The sequence below is a fragment of the Fictibacillus arsenicus genome, from assembly GCF_001642935.1.
Lineage (GTDB): Bacteria > Bacillota > Bacilli > Bacillales > Fictibacillaceae > Fictibacillus > Fictibacillus arsenicus_B.
Genome location: NZ_CP016761.1, coordinates 3,511,459 through 3,530,753 on the forward strand (window position 1 = coordinate 3,511,459; position 19,295 = coordinate 3,530,753).

General features: G+C 42.0%; 17 protein-coding genes. 6 read left to right on the forward strand and 11 right to left on the reverse strand.

Annotation, left to right across the window (positions count from 1 at the left end; translation table 11 throughout):
• Position 1 precedes the first annotated feature (1 nt).
• The 3 genes from ABE41_RS17810 to ABE41_RS17820 are packed head-to-tail and all read right to left on the reverse strand — an operon-like array spanning position 2 to position 3,004.
• Positions 2 to 829, reverse strand: coding sequence for a carbohydrate ABC transporter permease (locus tag ABE41_RS17810; protein WP_066293280.1), 828 nt, complete (start codon positions 827 to 829; stop codon positions 2 to 4).
• The gene (locus ABE41_RS17815; RefSeq protein WP_066293282.1) at positions 816 to 1,688 is read right to left on the reverse strand and encodes a carbohydrate ABC transporter permease; all 873 of its coding nucleotides are present in this window, start codon (positions 1,686 to 1,688) and stop codon (positions 816 to 818) included. The genes ABE41_RS17810 and ABE41_RS17815 overlap by 14 nt, the downstream gene beginning before the upstream one ends.
• Entirely contained in the window at positions 1,685 to 3,004 is a 1,320-nt protein-coding gene (locus tag ABE41_RS17820; RefSeq protein WP_172827373.1) for an ABC transporter substrate-binding protein, read from the reverse strand. Before ABE41_RS17820 ends, ABE41_RS17815 begins: the two co-directional genes overlap by 4 nt.
• A 348-nt stretch (positions 3,005 to 3,352) precedes the next feature.
• Between ABE41_RS17820 and ABE41_RS17825 the strand changes: the two genes are divergently transcribed.
• Positions 3,353 to 4,366 (forward strand): LacI family DNA-binding transcriptional regulator, encoded by a 1,014-nt coding sequence (locus ABE41_RS17825; protein ID WP_066293286.1) that lies wholly within the window; start codon positions 3,353 to 3,355, stop codon positions 4,364 to 4,366.
• Between the two features lie 275 nt (positions 4,367 to 4,641).
• Entirely contained in the window at positions 4,642 to 5,610 is a 969-nt protein-coding gene (locus tag ABE41_RS17830) for a nuclease-related domain-containing protein (RefSeq protein WP_066293288.1), read from the forward strand.
• 206 nt (positions 5,611 to 5,816) lie between these two features.
• On the opposite strand, the gene manA is transcribed toward ABE41_RS17830, so the two are convergent.
• Complete coding sequence (manA, locus tag ABE41_RS17835; protein WP_066293291.1) at positions 5,817 to 6,776, reverse strand: mannose-6-phosphate isomerase, class I; 960 nt, start codon at positions 6,774 to 6,776, stop codon at positions 5,817 to 5,819.
• A 215-nt stretch (positions 6,777 to 6,991) separates the two neighbouring features.
• On the opposite strand from manA, the gene pxpB reads away from it, so the two are divergent.
• Genes pxpB through ABE41_RS17855 form a run of 4 tightly spaced genes read left to right on the forward strand, consistent with a single transcriptional unit; the run spans position 6,992 to position 10,718 of the window.
• Entirely contained in the window at positions 6,992 to 7,696 is a 705-nt protein-coding gene (gene pxpB, locus ABE41_RS17840) for a 5-oxoprolinase subunit PxpB (protein WP_066293293.1), read from the forward strand.
• Positions 7,689 to 8,702: a 5-oxoprolinase subunit C family protein gene (locus ABE41_RS17845; protein WP_066293294.1), complete on the forward strand. Its 1,014-nt coding sequence runs from the start codon at positions 7,689 to 7,691 to the stop codon at positions 8,700 to 8,702. Before pxpB ends, ABE41_RS17845 begins: the two co-directional genes overlap by 8 nt.
• A gap of 15 nt (positions 8,703 to 8,717) precedes the next feature.
• Complete coding sequence (locus tag ABE41_RS17850; protein ID WP_066293299.1) at positions 8,718 to 9,908, forward strand: NRAMP family divalent metal transporter; 1,191 nt, start codon at positions 8,718 to 8,720, stop codon at positions 9,906 to 9,908.
• Positions 9,909 to 9,926: 18 nt separating this feature from the next.
• Positions 9,927 to 10,718 (forward strand): putative hydro-lyase, encoded by a 792-nt coding sequence (locus tag ABE41_RS17855; protein ID WP_066293302.1) that lies wholly within the window; start codon positions 9,927 to 9,929, stop codon positions 10,716 to 10,718.
• 242 nt (positions 10,719 to 10,960) lie between these two features.
• Here the strand turns inward: ABE41_RS17855 and ABE41_RS17860 are convergent, their stop codons facing one another.
• The 7 genes from ABE41_RS17860 to ABE41_RS17890 all read right to left on the reverse strand — a co-directional run bounded on the left by ABE41_RS17860 (position 10,961) and on the right by ABE41_RS17890 (position 19,291).
• The gene (locus ABE41_RS17860) at positions 10,961 to 11,764 is read right to left on the reverse strand and encodes a YihY/virulence factor BrkB family protein (protein ID WP_083207870.1); all 804 of its coding nucleotides are present in this window, start codon (positions 11,762 to 11,764) and stop codon (positions 10,961 to 10,963) included.
• A gap of 252 nt (positions 11,765 to 12,016) precedes the next feature.
• Positions 12,017 to 13,312: a hypothetical protein gene (locus ABE41_RS17865; protein ID WP_066293306.1), complete on the reverse strand. Its 1,296-nt coding sequence runs from the start codon at positions 13,310 to 13,312 to the stop codon at positions 12,017 to 12,019.
• A gap of 404 nt (positions 13,313 to 13,716) precedes the next feature.
• Positions 13,717 to 14,613 carry a phosphogluconate dehydrogenase (NAD(+)-dependent, decarboxylating) gene (gnd, locus tag ABE41_RS17870; RefSeq protein ID WP_066293308.1) on the reverse strand — a complete coding sequence of 299 codons (897 nt, stop codon included), beginning with the start codon at positions 14,611 to 14,613 and terminating at the stop codon, positions 13,717 to 13,719.
• 69 nt (positions 14,614 to 14,682) lie between these two features.
• Positions 14,683 to 16,056 carry a GntP family permease gene (locus ABE41_RS17875; RefSeq protein WP_066293311.1) on the reverse strand — a complete coding sequence of 458 codons (1,374 nt, stop codon included), beginning with the start codon at positions 16,054 to 16,056 and terminating at the stop codon, positions 14,683 to 14,685.
• A gap of 93 nt (positions 16,057 to 16,149) precedes the next feature.
• Positions 16,150 to 17,166 carry a 4-hydroxythreonine-4-phosphate dehydrogenase PdxA gene (pdxA, locus tag ABE41_RS17880; protein ID WP_066293314.1) on the reverse strand — a complete coding sequence of 339 codons (1,017 nt, stop codon included), beginning with the start codon at positions 17,164 to 17,166 and terminating at the stop codon, positions 16,150 to 16,152.
• Positions 17,167 to 17,213: 47 nt separating this feature from the next.
• Positions 17,214 to 18,521 carry a four-carbon acid sugar kinase family protein gene (locus ABE41_RS17885; RefSeq protein ID WP_066293316.1) on the reverse strand — a complete coding sequence of 436 codons (1,308 nt, stop codon included), beginning with the start codon at positions 18,519 to 18,521 and terminating at the stop codon, positions 17,214 to 17,216.
• Positions 18,518 to 19,291: a DeoR/GlpR family DNA-binding transcription regulator gene (locus tag ABE41_RS17890; RefSeq protein ID WP_066293318.1), complete on the reverse strand. Its 774-nt coding sequence runs from the start codon at positions 19,289 to 19,291 to the stop codon at positions 18,518 to 18,520. Before ABE41_RS17890 ends, ABE41_RS17885 begins: the two co-directional genes overlap by 4 nt.
• Between the last annotated feature and the right edge of the window lie 4 nt (positions 19,292 to 19,295).

Below are 19,295 nucleotides of genomic sequence, written 5' to 3' on the forward strand. Positions count from 1 at the left end.
CCTATTTAAGCGTAAACTGCATGCCTTCTTTGAACTGTTTTGAAAAGAATAGGAACAAGATAATGATCGGAACCGTTAATAGGACGGATGCTGCATACATTGGACCTGGGTAGCCGCCATATGGTCCGAACATTTGGGAAAGTAATACGTTAAGCGTCAGCATGCTGTCACTTCTGACCACAATCATATCCCACAATAATTCCGTCCATCTTTCCATGAACAAGAATAAGAATACGACTGTTGTAATCGATTTTGACATCGGCATTACGATTTTATATAAAATTTGAAAGTTAGAAGCTCCGTCTAGTTTAGCCGCTTCAATAAATGTGTCTGGGATCGCCCTGAAAAAGTTCGTGTACATGAAGACGGCCCATAAACTCATCGCTTTCGGCAGAATCATCGCCGTATATGTGTCATAAAGCCCTGCGTTTTGGATAATTAAAAACGTAGGAATTAATAAGATGATCGCCGGGAAGAACATTTGGAACAAGACCGCATTATTGATGAAATCCCGTCCTCTAAAGTTCATTTTCGCGAGTGCGAAAGCGACCATAGCACCCGTCACCATCATGAGTGCGGTCGATGCTGTTGATACAATCACACTATTAAGAAAAGCCTTAAGCCATGGTCTTGCGATACCCGCCTCCCCGCCAGAGAAAAGCCATTCATACGAACGGATCGTAAACTCAGTCGGCACCACTTTTTTATCAACCTGCGTCCAGTCGGCAAACGAGTTCATCACCATATAGAGATACGGAAAGACCATAACGATAAGCAATGCAAAGGCGATCACATAGCGAAAAGTTAATCCTTTTTTAGACCCAACCATTACGTTTCCCCCACATCTCTAGTAATTTTCTGATGACTAAAATGGATGCGAACGTCACAACTGAAGCGATGATCGCAACTGCTGACGCATAACCTGCGCTCAAGTTCGTAAACGCTTGTTTAAAAATCTCCATCTGCCACGTGTTTGTTGCGTAGTTTGGTCCACCGCCTGTCAGCTGGTAAACCTCAGTAAAGATTCCGAATGATACGCCGATCGAGAGGATCAACACGGTAAATATAGCTGGATACAACAGCGGCAACGTTATTTTCCAAAAACGTTGTGATGGTGTTACCCCATCAATCGCAGCTGCTTCATAAACGTCTTTATTGATACTTTCAAAACCAGCTGTCAAAATAAGTGCGTAATAGCCGGTGAACTTCCAAGCGATGATAGCCGCAACCACCAGCAATGCGGATAACGGTGTGCTCAGCCAGTCGATTTCGATTCCAAATTTCCGCAAAAATACGTTGAACGCACTGTTATGGGACAGCAATCCTTTTACGATCAAGGATGAAACAACCCCTGATGCTAAATAAGGTAAAAAGAACCCGATTAGGAATAAGCCTTTGAAACGAGGCAGTCCGTGAATGACAAGTGCTACAGCGAGCGATGAAACGATAACCATCGGTACGAACGCTGCCATGAACTTGAACGTTACAAAGAATGCTGCCTGTACTCCTGGATGCTTCACTGCTTCGATAAAGTTATCAAAGCCTTTAAAATAGTAGACTGGCGAGATCAAGTTCCAGTCCGTAAATGATAGATACATCGACCAGATTAGCGGTATGGCGAAAAAAATAACCGCATATAAAAGGTAAGGACTGGCAAATAGCCAGCCCGTCCCGTTTCTTTTCATCATTTTTTAAGTTCCTCCTTTATGGCCTTCTTCATCTCTTTCCAGCCTTTTTCAGGATCAACTTCTCCCTTCACGACAGGGTTAACTGCATAACGGCCGATATGTGTTTGAAGTTCGTTGTATTTAGCGTTATCAATAGAAGGTATTGCGTTTGGTACAGCATCTGCATAAGGCTTCAGCTCAGGATTTTTATCAAAGAACGCTTTGAACGATTCATTTGCTGAAAGGTCGTCACGAGCCGGTGGAAGCTTAGTCGTTTCGAGCCACTTCAGATCGTTTTCCGGATTCGAATATACGAAATTCATAAACTCCATCGCCGCTTTTCGCTCTTCTTCTGTTGCGGACGCATAGATAACGATTCCTTTTGTATCAGCGAATGTGTTTACGTTTTCTGTATCCGCACCATCCGGAACTGGTGGAAGCGATAACCCAAAGTTCTCGTTGTATTTCATTTCAGGGAACTTTTCTTCCCAATAGCTGAACGTCCATGGTCCAAGGTCTGTGAAAATTCCAAGACCATTTTCAAAAGGATCTGTGGACTGTTTTGTTAAAATGGCATCTTCTTTTCTGAGGTCATCCATAAATTTCAATGCATTTAAGCCTGCTTCATCCTCGGCTACAAACTTATCACCTTCAATAAAATTGTTACCGCCGGATGCCGCATCATAAAGCATGAAGAAGTCAAACCATCTATGATGTGCTGTTGGATCTGCAAGGGCAGGTTTAGCCCAAACGTACTTTTCAGGGTATTTCGCTTTTAGCTTTTTAGCAGCATCTAGAACTTCACTATAAGTAGCAGGCATTTTATCTACGCCTACTTCTTTTAAAATGTCGAGCCTCCAACCGAATAGCATTGGGTTAGAGTAAATCGGCATTACATATTGATTGTCATCAGAGAATTCCCATGTTTTGATCGTGTCTGTCATGCTGCGATTTTTCAGAAGCTTATCCCAGCCTTCGATTTCGTTAAGCGGAACAAGTGCTTTACTATCAGCGAGCTGAGCCGCAAATCCACGGTTGATGTTCTCAGACATCGTTGGCGCACTCTTACCTGCAATTGCAGATTGAATGCTTGCTTCTGAAGTAGGACTTTCTTTCATCGGACTTACTTTAACGTTAACTTTCGGATTTTCTTTTTCAAATTCTTTCGCCATCTCTTTCCAATACACTTGCTGTGTCGGGTTTGGAGCCGCCCAGAATTCGATCGTCGTCTTTCCGTCAGCTGATTTCCCCCCGCCGTTTCCAGTTGAACAACCTGCCAGTGCGGATGCTGCGATCGTTGCGGTAAGGAAAAGAGATGCTACCTTTTTCATTTTCATCAGAATATCCCCCTTGTTAATAGTGATGCCCAGTATTTGTTTTACGAACCTAAAATGGCAGCGCTATCATTTTAGGTTTTAAAAAAGTGTGACTTTGATTACAATGTGTAAATATGTCATTTTCGTAATTGTTTTTGTAACTTTATGTAATGTGATTATTACACGTATTTGTAATGTTGTCAATCGGTTTATCAGACAATTTTATAAGCATAACTTCCTTAGTTATTTCTTGGCTCAAAGGCTATTTTAAAATTTATCTTTTGTTTTTATTTACTTAATCTACCTTTTCGTTTATATTTAATTTGTAACGTGACAAAATTCTTTTTTTTTGGAAGGTTTGTTTAAATAATGGCGAAAAAAGTATCCATGCAAGACATTGCGGATCATTTGAATATCTCAAAAAACTCGGTGTCACAGGCCCTATCTGGAAAGCCAGGTGTCAGCCCAGCCACTCGTAAAAAAATTGAAGAGACAGCTAAGGAATTAGGATATCAATACAAGACGATCACATCGAAAACAGCGGACAAAGGTACGGGCAACATCGGACTGATCGCTTCAGATTTAGCTTTTTCTCTGCAAAGCTTTTTTGGAAAGATTTATTTGAGTGTGGAAAAAGAGGCGACAAACAAAGGGCTGAATGTACTGATACAATCGGTAACTAACGAGGCGAAGGAGAATCTCACTCTCCCTTCTTTTATAGAAAATAAACACGTTGATGGTGTGCTTATCTTATCTCATATTAGTACTGAATATATCAACAAAGTCATCGGAACCGGCATTCCAACGGTAACGATTGACCATCATCACCCGCTCATTCAGGCTGATGCGATTCTGACGAACAACCGATTTGCGGCTTACACTGCCGTTAAACATATGGTCGATCTTGGTCATAAGAAAATTGCGTTCGTTGGGGATACCCGTTTTTCTCCAAGTTATCAGGAAAGGCTTGAAGGGTTTTTGCTCGCATTTCAAGAGCACGAACTGCAAGTTGACCAGCGATTAATTTTTTCTTCTGTGGAGGAAAGTGAAATCATAGTACGAGATTTGGTGGAATCAGTAGAGACACAACCGACAGCTTGGTTTTGCGTTAACGACGGACTAGGATTTTTTGTACAGTCATCGCTTCAGCAAAAAGGGTTACGCGTGCCTGATGATGTTTCGGTCTGCAGCTTTGATAACGGACAGCTTTCAAGGTTAGCGAACCCGAAGATTACGACGATGGATATTGATTTAGAGCTTTATGGAAGAAAAGCAATCGAACAGCTCGTCTGGCGGATGGACAACACAGAAGAACCGATCACAGAGCTTCTCCTGCCAGCAACCCTATTAAAACGCGAGTCTACTTCTAAAGTGAATAAATAAAATGAAGCCCCTTGGTTGCAAGGGGCTTTCGTTATGGAAATTTGCAGTTTTACGGTACGTGTTCTTTTATTTGTTACACCTACGCTCAAAAATAGCTCGCTACGCTAAGAATCATCGATCTTCGCTCAGACTTCCCTGCTTTTCGCTCAAACCACCTTTAGTTTCGCTCAAAATCATCGAGTTACGCTCAAGATTATCCTTAAAACAGTGAAACTAAAATCCGGTGAAGGACTCTGATGCCATATAAGGGAATTTTTATCATGAGGAGTGATGTTATGATAGTAAAAGAAGCAGCAGAATCTATTAAAATTAAGAAACTAAGACTTTTACATAAGCGTTTTTCCCCTGACCATCCTGCAGAGAAGGAAATTGAAGGTGAACTTATGAGGAGCATTGCAGGGTATAAAGGTGAAAAATCCCTCGATTTTCATCTGGATTTGCTCCCAAAAGAGGAAACTCACATTTTCCACGATCTCCGTCTCCCGTTTGGCTCCAGTCATTTCCAAATCGATATCCTTATCTTAACACCATCGTTTTTTCTCATTATCGAGGTGAAACACATTTCAGGTACTCTAATATTTGACCAAGAATTTCACCAACTTATCCGTACTTATAAAGATACCGAAGAAACATTTTCGGACCCAATCTCGCAGCTATACCGGCAAACCCACCTGTTCAAAGAATGGTTAAATCTCCATAAGTTTCCCATACTTCCAATCGAATCTCTTGTGATCATCAGCAACCCCAACTCCAAAATTATGTCGATTCCTAAAAATATGAATATCTCCAAATTTGTAACACATAGCGCTAACCTTCTAGCAAGATTTCACGCCTATCAAAAAAATTATCCAATAGAAATAATCACTAAAAAAGACATCAAAAAATTATCTCGTCTTCTGCTCAAACACCATAATCAAACCGACCAAGATCTTTTTAAAAAATTTAATATATCTGCGGATGACTTGATTAAAGGTGTATCCTGTCCAGAATGTTTTAAAATTCCTATGATTAGAGCAAGGAGGAAGTGGTTTTGTCCTAATTGTGGTCATTATTGCAGCAATGCACATATTGAAACATTAAAGGAATATGCATTATTAATCAGTCCTACTCTACCAATTCATGATTGCTGCGACTTTCTTCAGATTTCCTCCCGCCATCTCGCAAAACACCTTTTGAATGATTTAAATATTTCAGCCACGAAAATAGGAAAGTACAAGGTTTTCCACTTGAATGAGTTAAATTAGCTTTTTTCACGGTACGTGTTCTTTATTCTGTTACACGTTCGCTCAAAAAAAGCTCGCTACGCTCAGAATTACCGATCTTCGCTCAGAATCCCTGTTTTACGCTCAAACCACCTCTAGTTTCGCTCAAATTCATCGAGTTACGCTCAAGTCTTTCGGTTACACAAAAAAACAACCGGAATCCCTCCATTCCGGTTGCTCCTTCTCTATTAAATCGTCGGATGCGACACGATAAACTTCGCATCACCGCTCATTCCGAATTTTTTCACTGTCGATGGCACGATAAAGTGGTCGCCTTTTTTAAATGCGGAAGAAGATTGATCATCAATCTTCAACTCTCCTTCTCCCTCCAACACACTTACTAAAAAATACGAAGGATTTTCGACCGCCGCCACTGAACCTTCTAAGTTCCAGTGATACACGGTAAAATAGTTCTCTTTGATCAGCTTCTCGATCTTTAAATCCTCATTCGCTGATAAAACAGGTTCAAAGTCAGCGTCCTGATGCGGAATCATCGCGACTTCAATCGATTTTTCGATATGAAGCTCACGCGTATTACCTGCATCGTCAAGACGATCATAATCGTAAACACGATACGTAATATCAGAGCTTTGCTGCGTCTCCAAAATCATTGTGCCCGCACCGATCGCATGGATCGTTCCGTTCGGTACATACACAAAATCACCTGGCTTAATCGCCACTTTACGAAGAAGCTTATTCCAGCGGTTATCTGCTACCATCTCTTCAAACTGAAGCTTAGATCCAGCATGATGACCATACACCAATTCTGCATCTGGCTCGCAATCGATCACGTACCAGCATTCTGTTTTTCCGAACGCCTCGCCTTCCACTTCACGCGCGTAGGAATCATCCGGGTGCACCTGTACGGAAAGATCCGTCTTTGCATCTAAAATTTTTACAAGCAATGGGAAGTCTTCTCCAACTTGATCAGCAAAGAGTTCACGATGCTCGTCCCACACTTGGTCAAGCGTCTTTCCTTTTAACGGGCCGTTTACGACTTCACTCGGTCCGTTTGAATGAGCGGAAATTCCCCAGCACTCTCCGGTTGTTTTAGATGGAATATCGTAGCCGAACTCTTCACGTAGCTTTGTTCCGCCCCAGATTCGGTCTTTGAATACAGGTTTTAAGAAAATCGGTTCATTATACACTTTCACAACACTCCCTATGTGGGTTTTCTACTCCCCATTTTAAACGTTTGTTTAAAGATAAACCACCTGTATAGAAAATTCGAGACTAGAAATAATTACTATCGGGAAACAATTGATAAGAAGGTTTGATTTTAAAGCGTTTTCCTTTATACTAGACCTTTATAAATATACAAATATTCTGATTAATTTTACATAAATAGACAGGGGAGAAAATGATGGAGTTTAAATTGCAGCCTTTAGGTGACAACAGTGTAATTATTGAGCTCGGCGAAGACATCAGCCGGAACATTCAGCAAAAAGTGAATAAAGTCTCCTCTTTTTTAGATGAACAGTCCTTTGACTGGGTAATTGAATACGTTCCAGGGTTCACGACGGTCGCCGTTTTTTATGATCCTATGAAAATCAAAACGGACACACTTCCTTATGAGCAGGTTTGTGAAGAATTAAGTTCATATTTGGAAAAACTAGACGTGGAAGAAGGGGCTGAACCACGTGTGGTTGAAATCCCTGTTTGCTATGGCGGAGAATTCGGACCTGACTTGGAAGAAGTAGCCGAACGAAACGAACTTACATCAGAAGAAGTGATCGACATTCACTCAAACGGAGAATACATCGTTTACATGATCGGGTTTGCCCCAGGATTCCCTTATATCGGCGGGATGGATGAACGGATTTCTGCACCTAGACGGAAGAACCCGCGATTGAAGATTCCAGCTGGATCTGTTGGAATTGCAGGCAAACAAACAGGTGTATATCCAATTGAAACACCTGGCGGATGGCAGCTGATCGGTAAAACACCTCGTAAACTTTTTCTCCCGGAAGGCGAAACACCAAGTCTTCTACAAGCGGGAGATCAAATAAAATTTGTACCGATTACAGAAGAAGAGTTTCAGAAATGGGAGGAGAACGAGAATGATTAAGATTACGAAGCCGGGTCTCCTTACAAGTGTTCAAGATTTAGGCCGCTATGGTTATCAAAAATACGGTGTGATCGCGAGTGGCGTGATGGATGCGACAGCCCATCGGATAGCAAACCTTTTAGTTGGCAATGATGAGAATGAAGCGACGTTGGAGCTCACTTTATTAGGTCCTGACATGGAATTTACGGAAGACACGCTGATTTCAATCTGCGGCGGAAACCTCTCCCCTTCAGTTGATGGGAAGCCAGTTAAACTATGGCGTTCTGTTTTAGTGAAAGCCGGAAGCAAACTTAAGTTCGGAGGCTGCAAAACAGGCTGCCGTGCTTATTTAGCGGTCGCGGGTGGTTTCGATCTGCCTGAGGTCATGGACAGCAAATCAACTTACATAAGGGCAGGAATTGGCGGATTTAACGGAAAACCGCTTCAAGCGGATGATGAACTAACACTCGGAGAACCTAGTGATTTTGCGACCCAAATTACGAAAGTGTTATCAGCTGAATTAGACGGGCAAAAGTTTGCGGAGATGCAGTGGACGATTGCATCAGAATTCACAGCAACACCAGCTTCAAAACCGAAAGTACGCGTGATGAAAGGCAGACAGTATGATTGGTTTACGCAAGACAGCCAGATGAAGCTTTTTACCGAATCGTTTGAAGTGACATCGCAGTCTGATCGAATGGGCTACCGCATGAAAGGGCCTGAACTTTTACTCGAAAAAGAACAAGAAATGCTATCAGAAGCTGTGAACTCCGGTACGATTCAAGTGCCATCAGAAGGCAATCCGATTGTGCTGCTGGCGGACCGGCAAACGACTGGCGGCTATCCGAAAATCGGGCAGATCGCAACGGTCGATCTTCCAATCATGGCGCAGCTGAAGCCTGGCGACAAAGTACAATTCACCGAGGTCTCACATGAAGTCGCTCAACAGTTATATTTAGACCGAGAAAAACAAATACACCAGTTGAAACAAGGAATCTCACTAAAAATAAAACAAGAATCGAAGTAATCTAGGAGGAAGAGTATGAAGAAAGAATCGAAAGCTAGTATACTGCTAGGCGCCGCGTTTTTGATGGCGACATCCGCCATCGGACCTGGATTTTTAACACAAACGACACACTTCACGTCCATTCTCGCAGCAAGTTTTGGTTTTGTTATTTTAACTTCCATCATTATTGATATTGGTGCGCAGATGAACGTATGGCGAATTATCGCGGTTTCCGAAAAAAGAGCACAAGACATCGCAAACGATGTTCTGCCTGGCTTAGGATTTTTTCTTGCCGCGTTGATCGTGATGGGCGGACTAGCCTTTAACATCGGTAACATCGCTGGGGCTGGACTCGGGGTGAATGTTCTGTTTGGTGTTTCCCCTAAAATGGGTGCATTGCTCAGTGGAGTTATCGCCATTTTAGTATTCGTTGTCCGTGAAGCTGGAAAAGCGATGGACCGTTTTACGCAAGTTGCTGGTTTTATCATGATCGCGTTAACCGTTTATGTCATGTTTACCGCTCAGCCTCCTGTTGGTGAAGCGGTTGTAAAGACGTTTGTTCCTGACACGATCGATGTACTTGCAATCGTAACTCTAGTTGGGGGAACAGTCGGAGGGTACATCACATTTGCCGGTGCCCACCGTTTGCTTGATGCAGGAATCAAAGGAAAAGAGAATTTAGGAGAAGTCACAAGAAGTTCTGTTTCAGCAATCGGAATCGCATCTATCATGCGTATCTTCTTGTTCTTAGCCGCTCTAGGTGTCGTGGCGCAAGGATTGACGCTTGATCCAGCTAACCCGCCGGCTTCCGTGTTTAAATTAGCTGCCGGTAATGTTGGTTATAAAATTTTCGGTGTCGTAATGTGGGCAGCTGCCATCACTTCTGTTGTCGGTGCAGCTTACACGTCTGTTTCATTTATCCGTACATTTAGCCCAACTTTGGAAAAGTACCATAAGTGGATTATCATCGGATTTATCGCTGTTTCAACACTGGTTTTCACGATTATTGGACAGCCCGTTAAGATCCTAATTTTAGTTGGATCATTAAACGGATTAATTTTACCGATTTCATTAGGTGTGATGCTGATTGCAGCTTACAAACCAAAGATTGTCGGTGACTATAAACATCCAATGTGGATGACGATTTTCGGTGTGCTGATCGTTGTGATCATGGCAATCATGAGTGTTTATTCACTGTACACAGGACTGCCTAAGTTATTTGCATAAAATCGAGGGGGAGCTTTCATGAATGCACTAGACCGTATGAATCCTGCTGATGCGCGTGATATGATCAGACGCGGAGAATGGACAAAGCCTACAAGCGGACTCGCTAACGGGTACACACAAGGAAACTTAGTGGTATTGCCAAAAGAACTGGCGTTTGAGTTCCTTCTGTTTTGCCAGCGGAACCCGAAACCATGTCCTGTGCTGTATGTGACGGAGCCAGGTTCAGCTGTCCCTGCGCTTGTCGCTCCTGATGCAGATTTGCGAGTGGATATTCCGAAGTATCGTGTTTATCGTCGAGGTGAGCTTATTGAGGAAAAAACCGATATTACTGACCTTTGGGATGACGGGATGGTTGGCTTTTTGCTTGGCTGCAGCTTCACGTTTGAGCATGCCTTGATGAATAATGGAATTCCGGTACGCCACATCGACCGCGGATGTAACGTTCCGATGTTTAAAACGAACATCGAATGTGTGAAAGCCGGCCGTTTCGAAGGGCCGATGGTCGTGAGCATGCGTCCGCTTCCTGAAAAAGACGTAGTGAGAGCCGTTCAAGTCACAAGCCGCTTCCCTTCTGTTCACGGCGCACCCGTTCATATCGGTAATCCCGAGAGTATCGGGATCTATGACTTGTATCAACCCGATTTCGGTGATCCCGTTCAGATCCATGAAGGCGAAGTTCCCGTGTTTTGGGCATGCGGCGTAACTCCTCAGGCAGTTGCGATGCATGTGAAGCCGGAAATCATGATCACCCACGCTCCAGGACATATGTTTATTACCGATGTACGGGATGAGAAGTTTGGGGTTTTATAAAATAGGACGAAGGTGTCTCTTTGTGGAGGCACCTTTTTATGTTTGAGCGAAAAGTTGGTCAATTTGAGCGGTACTAGGAGTTTTTGAGCGAAACTCAAGGTAGTTTGAGCGTAGGTGAAGAATTCTGAGCGTAGCGAGCTTTTTTTGAGCGAACGTGTAACAGATTAAAAGAACACGTACCGTAAAAGCCGATTTCACTGGAAATACACGATAAAAATCCCCTTACACGTAAGGGACTGTAATTAGTCATGCGGAAACACCACCGTATTCAGCAGCCCACCCAGTATAATAATCATCGCAGACAGGTAAAACCACAGCATCAACACGACGAGACCTGCCACTTGACCGTACAACGCTGAATAATTACTGCCGCTTACATACGAAGCAAACCCCATTGAAACGAGCTGCCAGCCGATCGTAGCGAAGAAAGCTCCTGGAACTACTTTGCTAAAACCGAGCCTGATGCTAGGCGCGAATGAATATAGCACAATAAAAAAGACCAGCAGAAAGACAGTCCCGATCCCCCACTGCACAATGATCCATAACTTCTGAAACTCAACAATCGAAAAAATCCCCTTTAGATACACACTTAACAATTTTTCAAAAAGAGGAACGATCACTGAAAACAGGACTGCAATCATAAACCCGACTGTTAACAGTAGACTCTCCACAATTTGTTTTATTTTGTGTTCATCATTTCGAACCTCATACGCATCATTTAAAATGCGCTTCATGCACTGAAAGCCCATGGAAGAAAGCCACAATGTAACAACTAAGCTCAACGAAAGGAGATTTCCCTCCTGCCTCCTAACCGTATAAGATAGCGTCTTCTCGATCAGAGCGTACGTAGCATCAGGAGCGTATGGCTGGATCAGCTCCAATATATTGCTCTCATTTAGAGGCAAATAAGTCATTAATGAGTAGATTACTAACAAAAACGGGAAAACCGACATCAGAAAATAATAAGCCATCTGAGCAGATAGATCGTAAACTTTCATCTTAAAAAAGCGGTCGCTCAATTGATTCAGGATCTCGACGATGTTCATGATGCAGCACCTCTTATCTTAGCCAGTCCATAAAACTAACTATTCTAGAATACGCAGAGAGCTGTCCGTTTAGGTCACTTTTTTATAAAGAGTGGTTCCTATGTTAGTATTTTTGTAGGATAAGATGGAGATTAGAATGAAGAAACTTTACAGCATTTCACTTCTTTTTTGGTGCGTGTTTTTCGCTTTTGGTAGCTTAGGAGGGATAACTAAAAAGAGTGCCTCATCGTAAAGGCACTCTCTCCTATCCTATTATTCTATTCCTCGCGCGGCCGCTTCAACTAATTCAACCGTCTGATCTACCGTGTTTTTGCGGAATTCCTTAAATTCATCGGTGATGTAAACCGATTTGTCTTCTGGATAAAACTCTTGGGCTGCGATGTGAAGGTGACCACCCGGGATATCGTCAGCTCCTAGACCTAAACGGACGCGATTGGATCTGTACATGCTCTCGTTAGATAAGTAACTGCCTCCCCCGCCTGCTCTTGCCTTTGAACCAGGTGTTGGACCACCGTCATGACAAACGGCTGGGTCTTCATAGTTTGGCGGCAGCCATTCACAAACCTCATCGTTTCGGAACACCGGCCACGGTCCTGTTTCTGCCGCAATCATTTCTTCATACGGCAGTGTTGTTTCAATAAATTCCGGAAGCGGCTCTGGCATAGGCCAATGTGAAACGGTCGGCGTTACTTCAGCCCGCTCTTCTAACTTGTTATCAGCACCTGTGTGCCATCGGCCGGCATAACCTTCAATCGCCATTTTACGGGGTCCGCCCTGACTGATTGTCATCATCAAGTCTATTTGCTTTGGTCCTTTTTTCAAATATGGACCGAATGTATCTTCAACAATTCCTTCTTCAAAATCGTCCCATCTAACCGGAAAATTCGCCGCTTGGATAACAGCTAGTCCATCATCCGTCCAAACCCATCGACCGTCGAGCTGGAGCCCAGAAGCACCTGAAGGATTCGTTCTTCTAAATTCCTGCTCCAAACGGTACGGATCAAATCCGCTCACCAGTATTCGCTTTACTCGTTCACCCTCCGGAAAATGAATCGTTGTAATTCCTCGTGAAGTGTACTCTAGCTTTTTCATGAGCTGTGCCCGTTTTTCTTCAGCTACTTCAAAATCTGGAGTCCATTGTCTTAGTGCACTTGTCATGCTCAGTCTCGCCCAGTATAGCGGACGATCATCATATGTATCGAGCTCTCCTAAATCAGGTCGTTTCCCCTGAGAACGGTCAACCGCAGTCTTCCATAGCTTCGTTCCGTGTCTTTTGATCAACTTCTCAGCTTGTTTTTCACTTTTTGCCGAACAAAGATCTCGCTTAAACTTATCTACGTATTGAGTAAATTCGCTGTCCTCTAAAATCTGCTGCGGAATCGGCTTCCCGTCCTCAATCCTCTGTTCCTCTGGTGTTAACGCTACACTTGAGTCATAACAGTTTGTCTTGTCCTTTTCTTTTGCCTCAGCCGGCTGAGTACCGAAAAATATCACACTAAATACGCACGTTATTCCTAAAATAAATAATCTATTATCTCGTATTCTCACAATAAGCCTCCTTTTTTACTTATTGTAGAATAACAATCGAATCGTTTAAATAGTATGAATTGTTTAAAAATATTTTAGTAATAGAGCATTTGTCCTGCGACATTAAGACGAGAAAATAAGTACTTTCAATCACTTTCCTTATATTAAAATCCCTGTATTAAGTACAATGATTAATTTGTCACAGCTTTAAGCGATCCCACAAGTACAACACCCACAACTGGATTGTCCTCCAGCAAATAAGATGGTTAAGATATCTATTGAAAGAAGCACGTCATCTAATACATCAAGCTGTTCACCCATTAATCATCACCCTCGTTTTTTATAGTAGGGCGATTGAAAGAAAATCTAAGACACTCTAACAAAAAAACCACACAGTGTTTTAACCACTGTATGGCCTTTATCATTTATTTTTTTACTACAGCATGTCCACCGAATTCGTTTCGAAGTGCTGCAACCACTTTTCCAGAGAATGTATCGTTTTCTTGAGAACGGTATCTCATGATTTGAGATAATGTAATGACAGGTGCAACAGCTTGCAAATCAAGTGCAGTTTCAACGGTCCATTTACCTTCCCCAGATGAGTTCATTACACCTCTTAAACTATCAAGCTTTGCATCTTTTGAAAAAGCATTCTGCATGAGTTCGATCAGCCAAGAGCGAATGACAGATCCATTATTCCAAACTCGTGAAACCTCTTCGTAATCGTAATCAAAATCGCTTTTCTCTAGGATTTCATAGCCTTCCGCAATAGCCTGCATCATCCCATATTCAATACCATTGTGAACCATCTTAAGGAAATGTCCGCTTCCAGACTTGCCTGTGTAGAGGTATCCGTTTTCAACTGAGATATCTTGAAATAACTTCTCGACTTGATCAAAAGCCTCTTTATCTCCGCCAATCATCGTGCAGACACCGTCTCTTGCTCCGTCCATACCGCCGCTAGTACCGGAATCTATAAGATATATTCCTTTTTCCTTTAAATCATTTCCTCGACGGAGTGTGTCTTTGTAATTTGCATTTCCACCATCAATAATAATATCTTGTTCAGATAGAAGTGAGGAGACACGATTCATAACATCTTCAGTAATGTCGCCTGCTGGAACCATTAACCAAACGATTTTAGGTGTTGGAAGCTTACTGATCATTTCCTCAAAAGATGCCGCTGTTTCAACACCTTCACTGGCGATTTTATTCATTGCTTCTTCACTAACATCGTGAGCCACTACTTCATGACCTTTATTAGTCATATTCAAAACCAAATTATAACCCATTTTTCCTAAACCGATTAAACCAATTTTCATAGTGGATCCTCCTAGTGATGTCTTTTGCTGTCCAATAAATTATATCAAACAACTTTTTACTATGTCTGTTTAGAAGATCGTATTTGCGATTAATAGACTAATTAATCCGACAAACCAACAGATTGTAGTTGGCACGGACCAAACCATGATCTGTTCTTTTACATCTCTAATCCCTAACATTCGGTTAACGACCCAGAACAAGCTGTCGTTGAAGTATGAGAATACCATCGATCCCATAGCTGCAGCCTGAGCAGCTAGTGCCATATTCACATCAAGCTGTGAAAGAATCGGTGCTGAAATGGACGCCGCCGTGATCATTGCTACCGTTCCGCTACCCTGTACTAGACGTACGATGGTCGCTACAAAAAATGGGATTAAAATAGCCGGTAATGGAAGATCTGCAATTTTTTCTGCAATGAAGTTTCCAGCGCCACTTTCACGAAGTACATTACCAAGCGCTCCACCTGCACCTGTTACAAGAAGGATAATCCCAGCTGTTTGAATCCCCTCTTCCATACGGTCAAGTGTCTTAGAACGACTTAAGTCCCCAGCTAAGGCATAGATCGCTACAATTAATCCAATGCTGACTGCGATAATCGGTTTACCTAGGAATATGAGAATCCCATAGAAACCGGATGTTAATTCGAGGGCTGTTAACGTCGTATTTAAAAAGATTAATAGAATTGGAAGAACAATCGGAAGAAGTGAGCGCCCTAGAGAAGGAAGATCATTTTCTCTTGTACTTGCTAATTCAATGAATTCTTGATAAGCACCTTGTTTATTTGGTCGTGTAAAACCTAACTCAGAATCATCTGGTACCTGATAGATTCTTTTTCCTAACCATTTTGCGTAAAGTACACCTGCAATCATAGTCGGTATTGCAAACAGAAGACCAAGTGCGATCATAAGGCCGATATCTACTCCAAAGATCCCTGCTACACCTAGTGGACCAGGAGTTGGAGGTACTAAGGAGTGTGTGATTACAAGACCTACTGCTAATGCTACTCCTAATGAGATAACTGATTTTCCTGTCTTTTTAGAAAGTGCTTTTACAAGTGGATTTAAGATAACAAATGCTGAATCTACAAAGATTGGAATGGAAACGATATATCCAGCAATCGCCATTGCCCATTCTTCTTTTTTCTTCCCTACTGCTTTGATCAATGAATAAGCTAATGTTTCTGCAGCCCCGGATACTTCAAGGATCCGTCCGATCATAACCCCTAAACCAATAACGATACCAATGGATGCTAACGTGCTTCCGAAACCTGCTGAAATGGTATCTGCCACTTTGCCAGGTTCCATTCCACCTACCAACCCTGCGATGGAAGCGGCAATAATTAAAGCTAAAAACGCATGTACCTTTGTTTTTAATACAAGAAAAATTAATGCAATAACACCAAGAACTAAACCAGCTACCATTTGTGCTCCTGAAACTTCCATGTTTATACCCCCCTATAATGTAAGCGCTTTTATTTGTTTCAAATGATAGAGAAGGGCTCTTCACCCTTCACTATCATTTTCATTCAATCTTTCTTATAAGCTGTTCGCCGTGAATTTAGGTGCATATTGAGCAGCCAGCTTAATACACTCTTCCATGCTTATGCTTTCAGCAATATTTTTCCCTGCAATATCAAAGGCTGTTCCGTGGTCTACAGAAGTTCTTAAGAAAGGCAAGCCGTTCGTGATAGAAATTGTTCTATGAAAATCAGTCATCTTCGCAGCGATATGCCCTTGATCATGGTATAGAGATAGAACAGCGTCATATTTTCCATTTAGAGCTTGGAAGAATACGGAGTCAGCTGGAACAGGACCAACTGCATTGATGCCGTCTGCAACTGCCATTTCAATACCTGGTTTAATCTGTTCTACTTCTTCCCAACCGAACAGTCCGCCTTCTCCGCTATGAGGGTTTAATCCCGCTACTGCCCATTTTCTGTTTTCGACACCGAGTCTAGCGAGTGCTTTGTCACAGCGAATCAGGTAATCATGTACACGTTCTTTTGTCATAGCTGCAATTGCATCTTTTAGTGATAAGTGACGCGTTAAGAAGAAGATTCTCATCCCTTTTACTTCAAACATAGTCAAAGGATCATCTGAACCAGCAAGTGCTTCAAGCATTTCTGTATGTCCGATATATGGAACATTTGCTGCTTTTAGTGATTCTTTATTGATTGGTGTAGTGGCAAGTGCTTTTACTTCGCCGCTTTTTGCAAGTTCTACTGCTTTCTTAATGTATTCAAATGCACCTTGCCCGCCTTGAGCAGAAACTTCTCCATATTGAAGCTGATCCATATCAATATTGTTTAAATTGATCACATCAACGGTTCCTAGCTCATACTTTCCTTCTGCTGGAGAGCTTACTTCGTTAATCTTGAGTTCTGCTCCAACAATCGTAATCGCTTTTTCAAGTACTGCTGCGTCCCCAATCACTAGCGGCTTACATACGTCATAAATTTCTTGTTTAGCAAGGGATTTCATTGTAATTTCTGGTCCAATACCTGCTGGGTCACCCATTGGAATCGCAATAATCGCTCTCTCATTCGTTGTCATGTTATGTTCCTCCTTGGAAAGTATCTATTTAAAATTTTTTAATGAACTTAATTCACTTGTTTCGTTGACGTTTGGTTAGCTAACAGGTGCTTTACGATTGTGTAGATCGCTTTTTTATCTCCAACCATGCCTCCCTTTGTGGCTAGTGGAATGCCATCGAAATATCCGCCAATGAACTCGCCATAAGCAACAAGCGGCAGCACTTCGTCTTTTAGCTTGATACCTTCAGCTCTTCCTATTGAACAAAGGGAAGCTGTAACATCGCCTCCACTTGAGAAGCATCCGCCAATTTCGTATGAGGTTGATTGAATGACGATGCGTGTAATCTTACCTAAACCGTCAGCGATTCGTTTCGCTAGCTGATCTTGACTTACACCTTGTTCTTCGGATAATCGTTTAAGATCCAATCGCTTAGCAGCTGGTGAATTGGTCGTGATGATCAAAATATCTTGCTGACTTATACGCTCTAAAGCTTCTTTTACCACACTATCGACTTCGGTTTCCCAGCTATCTGAAATACTTGCCAGTTTATCTGCATCCACATAAACCGGGTTCGCATTTGTTTTATCGATCAGGTAATTTAGTTGTTGGGCACTTAACGACGTTACACTTCCAACGGTTACGATGATTTTCTTACTTTGTGTGTGCTGACTCGTGTACGCTTTTGAGTAATAAGCTGTAAGCGGTCCAGGATCAACCGGCACTAGTTGATAATCCTCGATTAATGCCATCGCATGAGCTATGTCTTCAATCTCTTCGTCTGTCACCGCATCTAAAACGAGGACACGATTCCCGTCTTGAATCTTTTTCTTCAAATCTTGTAAAATGATCTCTTTTCCTTGAAGAACGATTTCCAGACCGATGTGTGCAACATTAAATTCACTTTGTTTTCTAATAATAGAGGGAACATAGGATTCAGTGAGTGGTGTTACCGGGTCTTTTGCAACATCTGTTGCTTGAACAGGTACACCATTTACTAAAAGATATCCGCCTGATGTAATTCGGTTTGAATCTGGAAACGATGCTACAACAACTGCTATTGATTTTTCGCCTAGTTCATTTAGAACCGTATCAATTTCAATGCCGATATTTCCTCGTACAGTACTGTCGATTCGCTTGCATATCACATCAGCACTCCAGTTTTTCAGGTTTTCAAGGGATTTTTTAATTCGCATTTCTGCAACATCTTTTCTGGCATATCTGCTATCTGTGTCAATACAAACGGCATTATAACTGCCTGATACAGGCGGCTGATCGTAATAGACCATAGTCGCTGCCTCAAAGCCTTGTTTTACGAGTTTGACTCCAGTTGCGTTAGCACCTGTTAAATCATCCGCAATGACTCCGACTTTCATGATTGCTCACCACCTTCAACGATTACAACCTCTAGATATTCATTCAATTTTTCAGTGGTCCCTGGGGAAATGCTGTGATCTGTAATCACCCCACAAATCAGAGAAAGATCGCATACTTTTGTAAGTGACTTTTGATCAAACTTGCTTGAATCTGCTACTAGCCATGTTTTTTCTGACGCTTCAATCATGAGCTGTTTTATGGAAGCCTTTTCAAAAGTAGGTGCAGTAACACCTGCTTTGAAGTCAATCGCATGAGCCCCTAGGAAAAAAACATCAACATGAATGTTCTTCAGCATTTGTTCAGTGAGTGGTCCAAATAATGTACCTACGTTATTTTGCAGTTCGCCGCCTGTAACAATCACTTTCACATCCGTATCAATCAGCTCTGCTGCAATTTTTATGTCATTCGTAACAACCGTGATCGTCTTTTTGTCTTTTAGCAATTTTGCGATTTCTAATGTTGTTGTGCCAGAGTCTAAAAGAATCGTTGAGTGATCTTGTATATACTCCACCGCTTTTTTGGCAATCATTTTCTTTTGGTCATTGAACTTCCCTTCTTTGGAAGCAAATGATGATTCAATAACCAACGGTTTATTTAAGATCGCACCGCCATGTGTACGGATGATCTTATCATTTTCTTCTAGGTAAGCAAGGTCACGACGAATCGTCATAGCTGAAACATTCAACTGGCTAACAAGATCTTCAATATCTATTTTTCCATTCGCACTTAATTGTTTAAGAATTTTATTTCTACGTTCTTTAGGCATCATTTTT

Bases quoted from the DNA above. Each gene is read 5' to 3' on its own strand.
- ABE41_RS17810 (WP_066293280.1), bottom strand. From the start codon at position 829: ATGGTTGGGTCTAAAAAAGGATTAACTTTTCGCTATGTGATCGCCTTT.
- ABE41_RS17850 (WP_066293299.1), top strand. From the start codon at position 8,718: ATGAAGAAAGAATCGAAAGCTAGTATACTGCTAGGCGCCGCGTTTTTG.
- gnd (WP_066293308.1), bottom strand. From the start codon at position 14,613: ATGAAAATTGGTTTAATCGGTTTAGGAAAAATGGGTTATAATTTGGTT.
- ABE41_RS17890 (WP_066293318.1), bottom strand. From the start codon at position 19,291: ATGATGCCTAAAGAACGTAGAAATAAAATTCTTAAACAATTAAGTGCG.
- ABE41_RS17815 (WP_066293282.1), bottom strand. From the start codon at position 1,688: ATGATGAAAAGAAACGGGACGGGCTGGCTATTTGCCAGTCCTTACCTT.
- ABE41_RS17845 (WP_066293294.1), top strand. From the start codon at position 7,689: ATGATTAAGATTACGAAGCCGGGTCTCCTTACAAGTGTTCAAGATTTA.
- ABE41_RS17885 (WP_066293316.1), bottom strand. From the start codon at position 18,521: ATGAAAGTCGGAGTCATTGCGGATGATTTAACAGGTGCTAACGCAACT.
- ABE41_RS17875 (WP_066293311.1), bottom strand. From the start codon at position 16,056: ATGGAAGTTTCAGGAGCACAAATGGTAGCTGGTTTAGTTCTTGGTGTT.
- ABE41_RS17855 (WP_066293302.1), top strand. From the start codon at position 9,927: ATGAATGCACTAGACCGTATGAATCCTGCTGATGCGCGTGATATGATC.
- pdxA (WP_066293314.1), bottom strand. From the start codon at position 17,166: ATGACAACGAATGAGAGAGCGATTATTGCGATTCCAATGGGTGACCCA.
- ABE41_RS17860 (WP_083207870.1), bottom strand. From the start codon at position 11,764: ATGAACATCGTCGAGATCCTGAATCAATTGAGCGACCGCTTTTTTAAG.
- ABE41_RS17820 (WP_172827373.1), bottom strand. From the start codon at position 3,004: ATGAAAATGAAAAAGGTAGCATCTCTTTTCCTTACCGCAACGATCGCA.
- ABE41_RS17830 (WP_066293288.1), top strand. From the start codon at position 4,642: ATGATAGTAAAAGAAGCAGCAGAATCTATTAAAATTAAGAAACTAAGA.
- ABE41_RS17825 (WP_066293286.1), top strand. From the start codon at position 3,353: ATGGCGAAAAAAGTATCCATGCAAGACATTGCGGATCATTTGAATATC.
- pxpB (WP_066293293.1), top strand. From the start codon at position 6,992: ATGGAGTTTAAATTGCAGCCTTTAGGTGACAACAGTGTAATTATTGAG.